Raw genomic sequence first — 15583 nt, 5'->3', positions numbered from 1 at the left:
GGCTTGCCTGCGATGGCGGTACAGCAGACAGACCGCTATCGCAGGCAAGCCAGCTCCCACAGTTGATCTCTTTTGTTCACTAGTTTTTTACCAGGCAGGACACCCCCCATGCACTCCAACCCGGCAATCACCCTCGAAAACCAATTCTGCGCCCACAACTACTCGCCACTGCCGGTGGTCATCGTCAAGGGCGAGGGCGTCTGGGCGATGGGTGACGACGGCAAGCGCTACCTGGACATGATGTCGGCCTATTCCGCCGTCAGCCACGGCCATGTCCACCCGCGCATCCGCGCCGCCGCCGTGGCGCAGATCGACAAGATCAGCGTGGTATCCCGTGCGTTCTACAGCGAGCCGCTGGGCAACTTTCTCAAGGCGTTGTGCCGCATCAGCGGGTTTGATTCGGCGCTGCCGATGAACAGCGGTGCCGAGGCGGTGGAAACCGCGATCAAGGCCGCGCGCCGTTGGGGTTACCGGGTCAAGGGCATCGCCGCCAACCGGGCAAACATCGTGGTGGCCGACAACAATTTCCATGGCCGTACGTCGACCATTGTCGGCTTCTCGTCAGAGCCGGATTACAAGGCCGATTTCGGCCCGTTCTGTAACGGTTTCACCGAAGCACGCTTTGGCGATATCGAAAGTTTCCGCCAGGCGATCACCGCCGACACCTGCGCAGTGTTGATCGAGCCGATCCAGGGCGAGGCGGGCATTCGCGTGCCGCCCGCCGGGTTCCTGAGTGAATTGCGCCAGCTGTGCGATGAGACCAACACCCTGCTGATTCTTGACGAAATTCAGTCGGGCCTGGGTCGCACCGGCAAGTGGTTCGCCTTCCAGCACGAAGGCATTCGCCCGGACGCATTGATTCTGGGCAAGGCCCTGGGCGGCGGGATCATGCCGGTGTCGGCGTTTGTGGCCGACCACTCGATCATGGACCTGTTTGACGCCGGCAGCCACGGCTCCACGTTTGGCGGCAACCCGTTGGCCGCCGCCGTTGGCCTGGAAGCGCTGAACGTGTTGGAAGACGAAGGCTTGATCGACAACAGCGCAAGCCTCGGCCAGTACCTGGTGGAGCGCCTGACGGCAATGAACTCCCCGGCGATTCGCGAGATTCGCGGGCGTGGTTTGTGGGTGGGCGTGGAACTCGACCGCGATGCGCGGCCGATCTGCGAAGCCCTGCTCGCCGAAGGCCTGTTGACCAAGGAAACCCACGAAAACGTGCTGCGCATCGCGCCGCCGTTATCGATCACCCGCGAAGAACTCGACTGGGGCCTGGCGCGCATCGAACGAGTGTTCGGCCAGCTATGAGCGATTTTCTCAACCACCTGCACATCGACGGGCAGCGTTACACCTATATCGACCTGCATAAACTGCTGACGCCTGAACAGCTGCATCGGTTGCCGTATTCAGTGCGCATCTTGCTGGAAAACATCGCCCGCTGTGCCCCGGCTTCGCTGCCGCAGGTGCTGGCGCGCGCGACCGGCAATGGCGCGGAGTGCGAAGTGCCGTTCCAGCCCAACCGGCTGATGTTCCACGACACCACCTGTTTGCCCGCCCTGGCGGATTTCGCCGGGATGCGCGACGTGGTGGCGGAGCTCGGTGGCGACCCGACGGCGGTCAATCCGTCGATTCCGGCGGTGCTGACTATCGATCATTCGGTGATCGTCGAGCATTACGCCGAAGCGGGCGCGGTGGATGCCAACCTCGACATCGACTTTCGCCGCAACAGCGAGCGCTACCGCTTTATCAAGTGGGCCCAGGCCAGCCTCGACAACTTCAAGGTGATCCCGCCGGGCACGGGGATCATCCACCAGATGAACATGGAGGCTGTTGCGCAAGTGGTGTGGGAAAGCCCGGCGGCCGACGGCGGCGTGCTGCTGCACCCCGATTGCATGGTCGCCACCGACAGCCACACGCCGATGATCAATGCCATCGGCGTACTCGGTTGGGGTGTCGGCGGGCTGGAAGGCCAGGCAGCGATGCTCGGTGAGCCGGTGCCGATTCCTTTTCCGCAGGTGGTGGGCATTCGCGTGAGCAACGCGCTGCGTCCCGGTGTGACCGCGACGGACCTGGCGTTGACCGTAACCGAGTTGCTGCGTCAGCGCAGCATGGTCGGCAAGTTTGTCGAGTTCACCGGGCCCGGGCTGTCGTCGTTAAGTTGGGCGGCGCGTGGAACCGTGGCGAATATGGCGCCGGAATATGGCGCCACCGTGGTGTTTTTCCCGTTCGATGACGAGACCTTGTCTTACCTGGCACTGAGCGCGCGGCCCAAGCCGTTGCTGGCCAAGGTGTCGGCGTATATGGCGGCGCAAAACTTGTGGCGCCAGGAAGAGGCGCCGCAGCCGCAGTTCGACGAGTTGATCGAGCTGGACCTCGCGCAGGTCGAGCCAAGCGTGGCCGGGCCGCATCAGCCCCATCAGCGCCAGTCGCTGGCGAATGCGGCCGCCTCGTTTCATCGGCATGTGCAGGGCGAACCTGGCCAGCAGTTTTTCGAGCCGTCGTTTGATGCCCCGTTGAGCCACGGCGCTGTGGTGATGTCTGCGATCACCAGTTGCACCAACACCGCCAACCCGGCGCAGATGGTCCAGGCCGGTTTGCTGGCGCGCAATGCGCGAGCCCGTGGCGTGGGGCGCCGGCCGTGGGTCAAAACTTCGCTGTCACCGGGGTCGCGGGTGGTGGCCGATTATCTGCAGGCGGCGGGGCTGCTGGAGGATTTTGCCGCGCTGGGGTTCGAGCTGGCGGGGTTTGGCTGCATGACCTGCATCGGCAACTCCGGCAGCCTTGAAGCCCATGTCGAAAGATTTGCCAGGCGAGGCCTCAAGGGTGTGGTGGTGCTGTCGGGCAATCGCAACTTCGAAGGCCGGGTCAACCCGGACGTGCCCGCCGGCTACCTGGCCTCGCCCGCGCTGTGTGTGGCGTATGCGATTGCCGGGAGTATCGACATTGACCTGTCGAGCCAGCCGCTGGCGATCGACGCCCAGGGCAAACCGGTGTATCTGCACGAGCTGATGCCCGATGATACCGAGGTGGCGGCGCAGGTGGCCGAGGTGGTGCGCCCTGCGTTGTTTCGCCAACGCAGCGAGCTGTTGTGGCAGGGCACCCATCATTGGCAGGCGCTGGACGCCGATGGCAGTGTGCGGTTCGGCTGGCACCCGGATTCCACCTACCTGCGGCGCCCGCAGTATCTGGCGCATGTGCAGCCGCTGCCCGCGAAGAGCCTGGCGGTGCGTGACGCCCGGGCGCTGGTGGTGCTGGGCGATAACGTCACCACCGACCATATCTCGCCCGCCGGCACCATCCCGCCCGATAGCCTGGCGGGTGCCTGGCTGCGCGAGCGTGGTGAAGCCGAGGTGGATTTCAATCAGTACTCCACCCGCCGCAGCAACCATGAAGTGATGGTGCGCGGTGCCTTCACCAACCCGCGCCTGAATAACCTGCTGGATACACAGCAACCCCCGCGCCGTGGCGTGTGGGCGTGGACTGCCGACCACAGCGAGTACTTGCCGCTGTACCTTGCCGCGCAAAGCTATGCGGGTACGCCGACGGTGCTGTTTGCCGGCATCAACTATGGCGCCGGTTCCAGCCGTGACTGGGCGGCCAAGGTGCTGAGCCTGTTGGGGATCAAAGCGGTGGTGGCGCGCAGCATCGAGCGCATTCACCGCAGCAACCTGATCGGCATGGGCGTGCTGCCGCTGGTGTTCGCCGAGGGCACGACGGTGCAGGCGTTGGCGCTGGACGGCAGCGAGCGCCTGGATTTTCTGGGGCTGGACGCGCTGAAGGTCGGCGAGAATCCGATTACCCTGCAGATCACGCGCGCCGATGGCACGCTTGCGACCTGCGATTTGGCCCTGCGCCTCGACTCGTTGCAAGAGCTTGGTTACCTTGAGCACGGCGGCGTGTTGCCGTTTGTGATTCGCAAGACCGTGCAACGGACTCGTCAAGGAGCGCTCAATGATTGACCCGCAAGTGCTGCACCAACTGGCCCCCGACGGCGTGTTGCGCGCCGCCATCAACTTCGGCAACCCGGTGCTCGCGCAACGCGGCCCCGCCGGTGAGCCTCAGGGAGTTTCCGTGGCGCTGGCCGAGGCTTTGGCCGAAGAATTGGGTGTTGAGTTGCAATTGATCACCTTTGACGCAGCGGGCAAGGTGTTTGCCGCGCTCGCCGAGGATGTGTGGCGGGTGGCATTTCTGGCCATTGAGCCGGTGCGCGAGCAGGAGATTGCCTTCAGTGCGCCTTATGTGGCGATCAAGGGCACCTGTCTGGTGGCGGCCGATTCAGCCATCACCCGCGTGGCGCAACTGGATGCTCCGGGCAGGCGCATCGCCGTCGGCCAGGGCGCAGCCTATGACCTGTACTTGAGCCGCACGCTGCAGCACGCCGAGCTGGTGCGCGCGCCAACTTCGGCGGCGGCCGTGGACTGGTTTATCGAGCAAGGCCTGGACGCGGCGGCGGGGGTGCGGGATTTACTGTTGGGCAAGGTGTCGGCGCAGTGGCGGCTGGTCGAGGATGATTTCATGACGATCCGCCAGGCCATGGCGGTTCCGGTGGCGCACGCAGCCGCTGCCGCGTTCGTCAAATCCTTTGTCGAACGGCAGAAAGAGAGTGGCGGGGTGAAGCGGGGCTTGCTGGCCAGCGGGCAGAGTGCCGGACTACAGGCGACGTAGAAAGGCTTTGACGATGTGGCGGGTGGCGTCGGTGGTGTCGAGGTCGTCCATGGCGTGGTAGTCGTGCCACTGACACTCGACGATTTCGTTGCGTGGCCGCGCTTCGCCAAGGTTTACCACCGAGGCTTCGAACACGTGGTGCACGGTGTCGCGGGCCTTCAATTCCTGCAAATACAGCAGGCCGTCCACGTTCAGCCCGGTTTCCTCTTCCAGCTCCCGTTCGGCGGCACCGACCGGGCGTTCATCCTGCTCGACCTTGCCCCCCGGCAACGCCCATTTCGCTCTGGCCTTGCGCACGAAGAGGATCTGCCCCTCGTGTTGGCAAATGACCGTGGCCCTTATTTTCATCCTGATGTTTCCCCCATATCGCAGTGGCTGTCATAAAAGTGTAATGCAAATGTCATGCTAATCGGCGGTGGCGCCGACGAGGGGGGATGTGGATACTGCCTGTTGAATGAAAAAACGCACGAGGAAAACCGATGAACACCGTACGTTGGGGCATGATCGGCTGTGGCAGCGTCACTGAATTGAAGAGCGGGCCTGCCTTCTACAAAGCGCCAGGTTCTGCGCTGGTGGCCGTGATGGGGCGCCGCGAAGAGGCCGTGCGCGATTATGCGGCACGTCATGGCATCGCCCGCTTCTACACCGACGCGCAGGCCCTGATCGACGACCCTGAAGTGGACGCGGTGTACATCGCCACACCGCCCGACAGCCACCTGGAATACAGCCTGATGGTGGCCGCCGCCGGCAAGCACTGCTGCGTCGAAAAACCCATGTCGCTGAACGCCGAACAGAGCGCGCTGATGCAGCGCACGTTCGAGCGCGCCGGCTTGCACCTGTTCGTTTCCTACTATCGCCGTTCGCTGCCGCGCTTCCAGCAAGTGCGTGACTGGCTGCAGGAAGGGCGCATCGGCGAATTGCGCCACGTGACCTGGAGCCTGTGTAAACCGGCGGCGGCGGGGGATGCCAGCGCCGCCAATTGGCGCACCGACCCGGCGATCGCCGGTGGGGGTTACTTTGCCGACCTGGCCAGCCACGGGTTTGATCTGTTCCAGTACCTGGCGGGTGATATCGTCGAAGTCACCGGTTTCACCGCCCGGCAGGCTGGTAGCTATGCCGCCGAAGACGCGGTGACGGCCTGCTGGACCTTCACCTCGGGCGCGCTGGGCATGGGTTGCTGGAACTTCGTGGCGGACCGTCGCGAAGACAAGGTCGAGTTGATCGGCAGCCATGGGCGCATCACCTTTGCCGTATTCGACGACCAGCCGCTGCGGCTTGAAGGCCAAACCAGTGAAGTGCTGGAGGTGCCGTGCCATGCGCATATCCAGTGGCACCATGTGTTGAATATGAATGCACATATTCGCGGTGAAACCGAGCATCCTTCCCTGGCGATCGAAGCGTTGAAGACCGACAGGATTCTGGACAAGGTGCTGCAGCGTAATCCCCACCTTCCGGGGTGATTGGTTTTTTTCAAGGAACAGACGGATGAAATACTGGATGGCGTTGTGGCTGGCGTTTGCCACCTGCGCAATGGCGGCGCCGCGAGATCAGGGCACGCCGGGGGCGTTTGATTTTTATGTGCTGTCGCTGTCATGGTCGCCGACGTTTTGCCTCACGCACCCGGACAATGAACAGTGCTCGGGCAAGGGTTACGGCTTTGTGTTGCACGGCTTGTGGCCGCAATACGCGAAGGGTGGTTGGCCCGCTTCCTGCGACCCGCAGTCACGCTTGAGCCGCGAAGCCATGGACAAGGGCGCCACTTTGTTTCCGACCCGTTCGCTGCTCAAGCACGAATGGGCCAAACACGGCACCTGCAGCGGGCTTGAGCCTTTGGCCTATCTGGAGAAAACCGATACCGCGCTGGGCGTGGTGAATATTCCGCAGCAATTGCAGCCCTTCAACACGCCACCGTCATTGCAGGCCCGCGAGATCGAAGCGTTGTTTCGCGAGAGCAACCCGCGCATGGGTAACCATGGGCTGGCGGTGATCTGCAAGGGCAAGGTGCTGTCGGAGGTGCGGGTTTGCCTGACCAAGGACCTGGCATTCGCCGGCTGCCCGCGCAGCGTGAAGACACAGTGCCGTGGCGGCGATATCCGCATTCCCTCACAGCGCTAAGGCAGCATTGCCACGCGATAGCGCTCGTCAAAATCTTCCGCCAACTGCGCCAGGGTCACATTGCCCAGGCGCTCCAACAACAGGGCCTGAGCCTTTTCGAAGGCGTCGGTCAATGCTGCATTCACTGCCTGTTCCACCAGGCACTCCGGGTGGTCGGTGGACAGGCCGATGGCAAAGATCGACGGTGCACCCAGGGCGTGGTGAATCTCCAGCAGGGTGATTTCACTCAAGGGCTTGCCCAGGGTCCAGCCGCCCTGGTGGCCCTTTTCCGAGCGCACGTAACCTTTCTCCTTGAGTAAGCCGAGCGTGCGCCTTACCACCACCGGGTTGGTGCCAAGCATCTGTGCGATGGTTTCCGATGTGGCACGTTCTTCATGGCGACCCATGTGGATCAGCACGTGCAGCATGCGCGAAAGGCGGGTGTCGTTTCTCATCAGCAAACCTCAAGTCGATTCGCTGCGAAGTATCGTTTGTAACCTGAAGAGTTGCGAGACTCTTGACGGCTTATTTTCATGTAACTTATGGTGTGCCATGAAAGCGCCGGGATCACCTTGCGCAGCGAAAGACGAGATCGCACACATGATTTATGACGTCATTATCGTGGGCGGCAGCTATGCCGGCCTGTCTGCGGGCCTGCAACTGGCGCGAGCGCGGCGCAAGGTGCTGGTGATTGATGCGGGGCTGCGGCGCAACCGGTTCGCGGCCACGTCCCACGGTTTCCTCGGTCAGGACGGCCAGCCGCCGGAGATCATCGCCGCCGAAGGGCGCGGCCAATTGATGGAGTATCCGACGGTGACCTGGGTGCACGACAACGTGATGCAAGCGCAGCAACAGTTGGACGGCTTCAGTGTCCGAACCCTCTGTAACGGGGCGTTCCAGGGCAGACGCCTGATCCTGGCCACCGGTGTGGTCGACGAACTGCCTGCCATCGAGGGCCTGGAGGAGCGCTGGGGCAAACGGGTATTTCATTGCCCCTACTGCCACGGCTACGAGCTGGACCAGGGCCGCATCGGTGTCATCGCCACGTCCCCCTTGGCCATGCACCACGCACTGATGCTGCCGGATTGGGGCACCACCACCTTGTTCACCAATGGCGTGTTCACGCCGGATGCCGAGCAACAGGTGCAGCTGGATCGGCGTGGGGTAAGCGTGGAAAGCGCCGCGGTCAGGCGTCTGAGCGGTGAGCGGGCGGACGTTGAACTGGATGACGGCCGGGTGTTCAGCCTTGATGGTGTGTTCATCATGTCCCGCACGCGCATCAGCCCGCTGGCAGGGCAATTGAGCTGCAGCATGCTGGAGGGCCCGACGGGGTCTTATCTGCAAACGGACGAGATGCGCCAGACCTCCGTCACCGGCGTGTTTGCCTGCGGCGATACTTCGCTGGCAGCCGGTTCCGTGGCGCTGGCGGTGGGCGAGGGCGTGCGCGCCGGGGTGGGCGCGCACTTTTCGTTGATCAACGGGTGAGGTAGACCGGGGCGGCGGTGGAAAGCGAGGCCTTCACTGCGTGGGTCATGTCGGTGATCAGCGCTTCTTCGCGGTCTTCGCTCAGGGCCTTGAGGGTGATGGCGACCACGTCCTGGGGCGTGCTTTTCGGCGCCTGGATATCGGCCACCATGTCGGTGTCGATGTAGGCCGGGTGCACGCCAATCACCAGGGTGTTCTGCTCGCGCAACTCACCGCGCAGGCCGTTGGTGAGGCCCCACTGGGCGGATTTCGAGGTGCTGTAGCCGCCCGAGCCGGGAGGGCTCAGCCAGCTCAATACCGACAGGATATTGATCAATGCGCCACCGCCCTGTTTGGCCAGGATCGGCGCAAAAGCGCGGCTCACACGCAGGGTACCGAGGGTGTTCACCTCAAAATGCTGCTGCAGGTTGTCGACACTGTCTTCGGCCAGCAGTGAACCGTACTTGAGCCAACCGGCATTGTTGATCACTACGCTGACGTCGGTGTACTGCTCGGCGGCGCGTTGCACGCTGGCCGCATCGGTAATGTCCAGAGCAACCGGGGTACTGCCGGGAATATTGACACTCGCCGGGTCGCGAGCGCCGGCGTAGACCTTGGCGGCACCCGCCTCAAGCAATGCGATGACAAAGGCTTTGCCCAGGCCACGATTGGCGCCGGTGACCAGTACGACTTTTCCACGAATATCCATGATCCACTCCACACGACAGTTTGGTTTAATAATGAAACTGTTTTTATCCTGCGCGTTTGGGTCCTATAATGCAACCTTATTTTTCAAGCTGCCGGGAGGCCGCCGATGAAACGCAAATGCCTGGAAGGTGACGCTTGCCCGGTCGCCCGCGCGCTGGATGTGGTGGGGGATTGGTGGACGCTGCTGATCATCCGTGATGCGTTCGCCGGGGTGACCCGCTTCGGCGATTTCCAGAAGCACTTGGGCGTGGCGAAAAACATCCTCGCCACGCGCCTCAAGGAGATGGTCGAGCAAGGCTTGCTCCAAACCCGCGAAGTCGGTGCGCGCAGTGAATATGAGTTGACTGACAAAGGCCGCGCCTTGATGCCGGTGCTGGTGACCCTGGCACAGTGGGGCGAGGTGCATACCGAGCCCGAAGTGGAGGGCGCCCGCGTGCTGGATGCGCGCTTGCTCAAGCCGCTGCGCAAGGTCGAGGTGATGTCTGAAGATGGCCGCGTGCTGGATGTGAACGATATCGTCACCCAGGCGCCAGTGGCTTGATGGCCCGCTGAGCAAGGGCGTGAGCCTGGAAAACCCGAAACAGTCCCGGCCATGTGAAGGCGCGGGACTGCGAGTTATTCGTCAAACAGGCGCAACCGGCTTCATTTGCTGTCGAGGAAGTTCAACACCGCCGCGTTGAACAGCGCCGGGTCCTGCAGGAAGGCGAAGTGGCTGGTGTTCGGCAGGATCAGCAGGCCGGCACCGGGGATGGTCGCCGCCATGTACTCGGTGTGCTCGCGCTTGATCGCTTCGTCATGGTCGCCGTCGGCAATCAGGATCGGCGTCTTGATGCTTGCCAGTTGCGCGTCGGTCCAGTTCGGTTGGCTGGCCCACATGTGGCTGATCTGCTCGACAAACGCGTCGTACTCTTTTGGCGTCGGCGAGAGCCTGGCGTATTCCTTGCCCGCGCGTTCGATGAAGGCGGCGAAGGTCGGGTTCTTCTCGACGGCATCCTTGACCCCGGAGGTCTGGGTGTTGGCGGCGAAGGCGAACACCTTGCCGATACGCTCAGGATGACGCAGGGCCAGGTCGATGCCGATGATCGCGCCGTCGCTCCAGCCAACGATATCGGCGCGCGGGATTTTCAGGCTGTCGAGCACGGCCACCACATCGTCGGCCATCAGGTCATAACCGTAGGGTTGTTCATTGCGCGAGCTGCGCCCGTGGCCACGGCTGTCGAGGCTGATCACCGTGTGTTTGGCCGCCAGAGCCTTGACCTGGTTGCCCCAGTAATCGGAGTTGGACAACCCGCCGTGCAGCAGCACCACCGGTGAGCCGTGGCCGGTGCGGGTGTAATAGACCTTGATGCCGTTGACGGCGGCGTAGCCGGTTTGGGCACCGGCCACCGCAGCTGGTGTCGGCGGCAAGGTTTCCCAGCGCTCGGCGGCCTGGGCCGCAGAGAAAGACAACAACAGGCAGGCAGCTGCCAATAGACGACGTGACATGGCGATTCCCTTTTACAGTGATCAATGAGAAGTGAGCAGGGGCCTGAACTCTAGCACCGCCATTTGCCTGGTAAATATGCATTTATTCCTATTGAAACAGACCGCTTGAAAGAAAAAAATGAAGCGATATCAATGGAATAAAAACTTCTAAAGAGCCTGTGGCAGGCCGCGAAAGTCGTCAAAACGATCAGCGTGGCGAAGTGCAAGTTCACTGAGGGTGATTTTGTTCAATACGCCCCAGAGTCTGCGCTTTACCGTGACCCCATCGTCATTGGCTCGAATAAAAAGGAACTGCAATGAGCTTGATCCTCTCCATGGCCGCCTTCGCTCTCGCCACGTCCATCACGCCCGGCCCGGTCAACGTGGTCGCGTTAAGCACCGGGGCGCGCTTCGGTTTTGTCGCCAGTCAGAAACACGTGTTCGGCGCGGCAGTGGGTTTCACTCTACTGCTGGTGCTGATCGGCCTGGGCCTGCATGAAGTGCTGCTACGCTGGCCGATCCTGACGCAGTTGATTCAGTGGGGCGGGGTGGCCTTTCTGTTGTACATGGCGTGGAAACTTGCGGTCGACGATGGCCGGCTGAATGCCGACGGCACGGCCACCGCGCCGTCGATGCTGTACGGCGCGATCATGCAATGGCTCAACCCGAAAGCCTGGCTGGCCTGCGTCGCCGGCATGGGTTTGTTTGTGGCCGACGGCGACGCCGGTCAGGTCTGGCTGTTTGCCGCGCTGTATCTGGTGATCTGCTACCTGTCGGTGGCGTGTTGGGCCTATGCCGGCACCTTTTTGCGGCGTTACCTGGGCAACCCGCAGGGCGTGCGCTTGTTCAACCGCTCAATGGCCGCGTTGCTGGTGGCCAGTGTGGGTTATTTGCTGATGGCTTGAGCACGTCGCGGTACTGCCCCGGCGTCGCCGCAAAGTGCTGCTTGAAGGTGCGCTGGAAGTGCGCCTGATCGGCAAAGCCTGCAGCCAGGGCGACCTCGGCGATGAGCCCGCCATCGCGCAGTTGGCGGCGGGCAAACTGGATGCGCCGGTTGACCAGGTAGGCGTGGGGCGTCATCCCGTAATACTGTTTGAAGGCGCGAATCAGGTACGACGGCGACAGCTCGGCGGCCAGGCAAATGTCTTCCAGTTTCAACGCCTGGCTGCAGTGCTCGCGGATGTAGTCGGCGGCGCGTTCCAGCTTGTGGTTGACCTCGCGCGGCGGTGTATCGGACGGGTTCAGGCGCTGCTGCACCTCAGTGAAAAAACTCACCAGCGCACTTTGCTTGTGCAGGTGTTCGGCCTGTTCGTCGACCAACAGGCGGTACAGCGCCAGCAGGCCGTTGTAGAGGTTTTCGTCGCGGGTGTAAGGCGTGCTGAACGGGCGATAGCCCAGGTCGCTGCTGAAACCCAGCTGATGTTGCAGGTCGGTCAGCCAGGGGGTGTCGAGGTACAGCATCTGATAGGACCAGGGCTGATTGCGGATCGGGTTGCAGGCGTGCACGTCGCCGGGGTTCATCAGCACCACCGTACCGGCGCTGATCTCGAACGTTTGCGCGCCGTGGTGGTAATAGCTGCAACCGGTGGTGACCGCGCCGATGGAGAAGTGCTCGTGGGCGTGGCGCCCGTAAGCGACCTTGCGCCCGTCGGCAATGGCCCGCGCCTCGATAAACGGCAGGGCCGGGTCGCGCCAGAAACTGGGGGTAGCAGGGTTGGCGGGCGAGGTCATGGTGCGGAGCTCCGAAAGGGTTGCAGCGCCAGACTCAGGCATATCCGCCGGATGTTCAAGGTTTGGATGCCGTCGCTGCAAGGTCGCATCACCTGGCGCAACGATAGGGGACTGGGCCAGCTCCCACATTTTGCTTTGTGATGGTGCGGCTAAACGGTTATACATCCGCTCAAATGTCCACCGAGAAGCGACAATGAACCCCTTCGAAGACATGCGCCTGTTCTGCCAGGTCATGGAGTCCGGCAGTTTCACCGCCGCCGCCGAGCAACTGGGCCTGTCCAAGCAATTCGTCAGCCGCCGCCTGATTCAGCTGGAAGACCGCCTGGGCGTGCGCCTGCTCAACCGCTCCACACGCCGCCTCGACGTCACGCCACTGGGCCAGAGTTACTACGAATCGGCCTTGCGCCTGCTCGGTGAAGTCGAGCAAGTTGAGCAGGGCATTGCCGGCCAGAACAGCGAGCCGCGCGGCACGATCCGGCTCAGTGCCCCCTTGTCGTTTGCGATGGCCCACCTGAGCTGCCTGCTGCCGTTATTCCTGCAACGCCATCCCCAGGTCTCGGTGGAAGTCGACCTGAGCGACCGCCCCGTGGACCTGATCGGCGAGGGCTACGACCTGGTGCTGCGCATCGGCATTCTTGAAGACTCCACCCTGATCGCCCGACGCATCGGCAACGTGCCGCGCGTGTACTGCGCCAGCCCCGACTACCTGGCCCTGCGCGGCACGCCGCGCAAACCCGAAGACCTTGCCGCCCACGACTGCCTGCCCTACGGCCATGGCCGCCAGGTGCAATGGCGGTTCCAAAACAAGGGCAAGTTGCAGTCGGTGAATGTGAGCGGGCGTATGCGCGTCAATAACGGCGAGCTGTTGCGCGACACGGCGATTGCCGGATTGGGGGTGACTTACTTGCCGACCTTCATCGTCGACGAGGCGTTGAAAGACGGGCGACTGGTGACGGTGCTGGAGGAATTCGCACCTGAACCGTTGACACTGTCGGCGGTGTATCCCCAGCACCGCCAGAGTTCACGGCCGGTGCAGGCGCTGGTGGAGTTCTTGCGCGAGCGCCTGGCCGGTGGCTGTTGAACATTCTTGAACCCGTCAAAGATCCACTGTGGGAGCTGGCTTGCCTGCGATAGCTATCTAACCGTTGAAACTGCGTCAACTGACCCACCGATATCGCAGGCAAGCCAGCTCCCACATTGTTTGATCGGTGTTTGGCTTAGATTTCGACGAGGTTGGCCAGTTTTGAACCGTCGAGATAGCGCTCCAGATTCGCCAGAAATGCCTCGGCAATCTCATGTGCGCTGTTCGTCGAAATCGCCGAAGTATGGGGCGACAGCCGCACCCGCGGATGGCTGTACAACGGGTGCCCGTCCGGTAGCGGTTCAGGTTCGGTCACGTCGAGGGAGGCCAGGCCGATCCGGCCATTGTCCAGGGCTTGCAGCAAGGCCTGCTGATCCAGCAAACCGCCGCGCGCGATGTTGATCAGGTGCAGCCCCGGCTTTGCGCTGTCGAGCACCTCACGATTGACGATATGCCGCGTGGCCTCGGTCAGCGGCGCGGCCAGTACCAGATGGTCGGCACGGGCGAACAGGTCATGGATATCCTTCGCCGCTTCAACCCCTTCAACCTCGAAGGGCGCCTGGCGTTGACGCAACGCGATCACATTGATCCCCAAGGCCAGCGCTTTGCGCGCGAGGCTTTTGCCAATTGCGCCAAAGCCAAGAATGCCGAGCGTGGTGCCCTTGAGCGGGCGCAGCGCGGTGAAGTGCCACTGGGCATCCTTCACCCAAATGTCCGGCAAGTGCTTGGATGCGGCAAAGATCGCCGCCAGAGCGAATTCCGCGAGGTTATCGGAGGCGCTGCCCCGTGAGGTGCTGACCGGCGGGCCGTTGAACAGCCAGTGCGGATAGAAATCGATGCCCGACGACACCAAGTGCACCCACTGCGCGCCATACGGCCAGCCCGGTGGCGGGGTGTCCGGCGCGGTGTAGCCGCGCACATTGATCGGGCGCAGCAGCAGGATATTGGCGTGGGGCGGCAGGTCGCTGGGCACGCCGACGGGCACGCCGATCACCTGGGCTTCAGGGTGCAGCGGCGCCAGGCGCTCGCGGATCACCTGGTTGAAATCTTCGTCCAGCTGGCTGGCGATAATCACCTGACTCATGTGCGTTCCTTCTGACGTTGGGCGAAGACAGCTTTGCCGACGCCTTGCAGTACGGCGTCGTTTTGCGGGGTATGTACGCGGCTGCACAGCACGTCGCGGTAGTGACGTTGCAACGGGCTGTGGCGCGATAGGCCGGGGTTGCCCGAGGCCTCAATGGCCAGCTCGACGGCGCGGATGGCATTGCCGGTCACCAGGTATTTCAACTGCGCCGCGTTAGCCGCCGGGGTGTGCCCTTCGGCGGCGGCGTCCAGCAGGCTGCGGTTGGCAAACAGCAAGGTGTCGATATGCCCGACGGTTTCCTGAAAACGCGGCAGCGTGGACAGCGCGGCGCCAAGGTTGGACGGCGTGCGTTGTTCCAGCCAGGTCACCAGCCAGTCCCGCGCAGCCTGGGCCACGGCGTCGTACACCGACGACAACAGCACGGACATCCACAGGAAACCCTCGCCATCGAGTTCCGGTTGCGGCGCGCTCCACGGGCTGACGCTGACGGCGTGGTCGAGCGGCACCAGCACGTTGTCGAGCACCACCTCATGGCTGCAGGTGGCGCGCATGCCCAGGTGGTCCCAGGTGTCGATGATGCTCACGCCGGGGCTGCCTTTGGGCACCAGCCAGGCACCGACCAGCGGGTCGGCATCGTCGCTGCGTGCCCATACGCTGAACCAGCTCAGGCCGTGGCTGCCGGTGGAGTAGAGCTTGCGCCCGCTGATGCGCCAACCTTCGGCAGTGCGCACGGCGGTGGTTGCCGGCAGGCCACCACGGGCCGGGGTGCCGAGGTCAGGTTCGACGCGCAGCGCATTGATCAGCGCGCCATGGCGTACGGCACTTTCGGCGACCTGTTCGCGCAGGTGGCGCGGCCAGGTCTTGCTGTCTTGCAGGCGGGTGTGTTGCAGGTATTGCATGACCAGAATCAGCGCGGTGGACGGCTCGCCCCTGGCAATCGCGCTGATCGCCTTGCGCGCCTGGGGCAGGCTCGCGCCGCCACCGCCGAGGTGCTTGGGTACGGTGAGGGCGACCAGGCCGTGGTCATGCAGCAATGTGAAGTTGGCGTGTGGGAAGGCGCCGCTGTCGTCGTAAAGGTGCGCGGTGGCGGCGAGTTCGGCACTGAGGCGTTCGAGCAGGGCTTCGAAGTTGGCCACTTCCACGGAGCGTAAGGAGGGGTGAGAAGATTGGCTCATGCTGATGTCACTCGATCAAATCGATGGGGGCAGGCCGAACCCTGTGGCAGCTGGCTTGCCTGCGATGGCGGTGGTTCAGGCGACGCTGCGGTGGCTGACAGACTGCTATCGCAGGCAAGCCAG

The 15583-nt window shown here is 63.1% G+C and carries 16 protein-coding genes; 9 read left to right on the top strand and 7 right to left on the bottom strand.

Features of this window, described 5'->3' with window-relative positions; translation table 11 throughout:
- The first annotated feature begins 108 nt into the window (after positions 1–108).
- The 3 genes from rocD to ATI14_RS25060 are packed head-to-tail and all read left to right on the top strand — an operon-like array spanning position 109 to position 4659.
- Positions 109–1302: an ornithine--oxo-acid transaminase gene (gene rocD, locus ATI14_RS25070; protein ID WP_016972807.1), complete on the top strand. Its 1194-nt coding sequence runs from the start codon at positions 109–111 to the stop codon at positions 1300–1302.
- Positions 1299–3953: an aconitate hydratase AcnA gene (acnA, locus tag ATI14_RS25065; protein ID WP_016972806.1), complete on the top strand. Its 2655-nt coding sequence runs from the start codon at positions 1299–1301 to the stop codon at positions 3951–3953. The genes rocD and acnA overlap by 4 nt, the downstream gene beginning before the upstream one ends.
- Entirely contained in the window at positions 3946–4659 is a 714-nt protein-coding gene (locus ATI14_RS25060; RefSeq protein WP_016972805.1) for a transporter substrate-binding domain-containing protein, read from the top strand. The genes acnA and ATI14_RS25060 overlap by 8 nt, the downstream gene beginning before the upstream one ends.
- Here ATI14_RS25060 and ATI14_RS25055 read toward each other — a convergent pair.
- Positions 4645–5007 (bottom strand): NUDIX hydrolase, encoded by a 363-nt coding sequence (locus tag ATI14_RS25055; protein WP_016972804.1) that lies wholly within the window; start codon positions 5005–5007, stop codon positions 4645–4647. The genes ATI14_RS25060 and ATI14_RS25055 overlap by 15 nt on opposite strands.
- 131 nt (positions 5008–5138) lie before the next feature.
- Here ATI14_RS25055 and ATI14_RS25050 point away from each other — a divergent pair, with 131 nt between their 5' ends.
- On the top strand, positions 5139–6119 hold the full coding sequence (locus tag ATI14_RS25050) for a Gfo/Idh/MocA family protein (RefSeq protein ID WP_016972803.1): 981 nt from the start codon (positions 5139–5141) through the stop codon (positions 6117–6119).
- Between the two features lie 25 nt (positions 6120–6144).
- Positions 6145–6774, top strand: coding sequence for a ribonuclease T2 family protein (locus ATI14_RS25045; protein WP_016972802.1), 630 nt, complete (start codon positions 6145–6147; stop codon positions 6772–6774).
- Here ATI14_RS25045 and ATI14_RS25040 read toward each other — a convergent pair.
- Complete coding sequence (locus ATI14_RS25040) at positions 6771–7208, bottom strand: Rrf2 family transcriptional regulator (RefSeq protein ID WP_016972801.1); 438 nt, start codon at positions 7206–7208, stop codon at positions 6771–6773. The genes ATI14_RS25045 and ATI14_RS25040 overlap by 4 nt on opposite strands.
- 145 nt (positions 7209–7353) lie before the next feature.
- On the opposite strand from ATI14_RS25040, the gene ATI14_RS25035 reads away from it, so the two are divergent.
- Positions 7354–8238: an NAD(P)/FAD-dependent oxidoreductase gene (locus tag ATI14_RS25035; RefSeq protein ID WP_017255673.1), complete on the top strand. Its 885-nt coding sequence runs from the start codon at positions 7354–7356 to the stop codon at positions 8236–8238.
- On the opposite strand, the gene ATI14_RS25030 is transcribed toward ATI14_RS25035, so the two are convergent.
- A complete protein-coding gene (locus tag ATI14_RS25030) occupies positions 8228–8926 on the bottom strand; it encodes an SDR family oxidoreductase (RefSeq protein ID WP_016972799.1) in 699 nt (232 codons plus the stop codon). The two genes, ATI14_RS25035 and ATI14_RS25030, sit on opposite strands and share 11 nt — an antisense overlap.
- A gap of 105 nt (positions 8927–9031) precedes the next feature.
- On the opposite strand from ATI14_RS25030, the gene ATI14_RS25025 reads away from it, so the two are divergent.
- The gene (locus ATI14_RS25025) at positions 9032–9466 is read left to right on the top strand and encodes a winged helix-turn-helix transcriptional regulator (RefSeq protein ID WP_017255671.1); all 435 of its coding nucleotides are present in this window, start codon (positions 9032–9034) and stop codon (positions 9464–9466) included.
- A 101-nt stretch (positions 9467–9567) separates the two neighbouring features.
- Here ATI14_RS25025 and ATI14_RS25020 read toward each other — a convergent pair whose 3' ends face one another.
- Entirely contained in the window at positions 9568–10410 is an 843-nt protein-coding gene (locus ATI14_RS25020; protein ID WP_016972797.1) for an alpha/beta fold hydrolase, read from the bottom strand.
- Between the two features lie 296 nt (positions 10411–10706).
- Between ATI14_RS25020 and ATI14_RS25015 the strand changes: the two genes are divergently transcribed.
- Complete coding sequence (locus tag ATI14_RS25015; protein WP_016972796.1) at positions 10707–11294, top strand: LysE family translocator; 588 nt, start codon at positions 10707–10709, stop codon at positions 11292–11294.
- On the opposite strand, the gene ATI14_RS25010 is transcribed toward ATI14_RS25015, so the two are convergent.
- Positions 11236–12120, bottom strand: a complete 885-nt coding sequence (locus ATI14_RS25010; RefSeq protein WP_016972795.1) for a helix-turn-helix transcriptional regulator — start codon at positions 12118–12120, stop codon at positions 11236–11238. The genes ATI14_RS25015 and ATI14_RS25010 overlap by 59 nt on opposite strands.
- A gap of 193 nt (positions 12121–12313) precedes the next feature.
- On the opposite strand from ATI14_RS25010, the gene ATI14_RS25005 reads away from it, so the two are divergent.
- A complete protein-coding gene (locus tag ATI14_RS25005; RefSeq protein ID WP_016972794.1) occupies positions 12314–13201 on the top strand; it encodes a LysR family transcriptional regulator in 888 nt (295 codons plus the stop codon).
- A 136-nt stretch (positions 13202–13337) separates the two neighbouring features.
- On the opposite strand, the gene ATI14_RS25000 is transcribed toward ATI14_RS25005, so the two are convergent.
- Complete coding sequence (locus ATI14_RS25000; RefSeq protein WP_016972793.1) at positions 13338–14285, bottom strand: D-isomer specific 2-hydroxyacid dehydrogenase family protein; 948 nt, start codon at positions 14283–14285, stop codon at positions 13338–13340.
- A complete protein-coding gene (locus tag ATI14_RS24995) occupies positions 14282–15460 on the bottom strand; it encodes an acyl-CoA dehydrogenase family protein (protein ID WP_016972792.1) in 1179 nt (392 codons plus the stop codon). The genes ATI14_RS25000 and ATI14_RS24995 overlap by 4 nt, the downstream gene beginning before the upstream one ends.
- Positions 15461–15583: the final 123 nt, after the last annotated feature.

It is taken from the genome of Pseudomonas tolaasii NCPPB 2192, from assembly GCF_002813445.1.
Classification (GTDB): domain Bacteria; phylum Pseudomonadota; class Gammaproteobacteria; order Pseudomonadales; family Pseudomonadaceae; genus Aquipseudomonas; species Aquipseudomonas tolaasii.
This window is presented reverse-complemented; position numbering and strand designations above follow the sequence as displayed.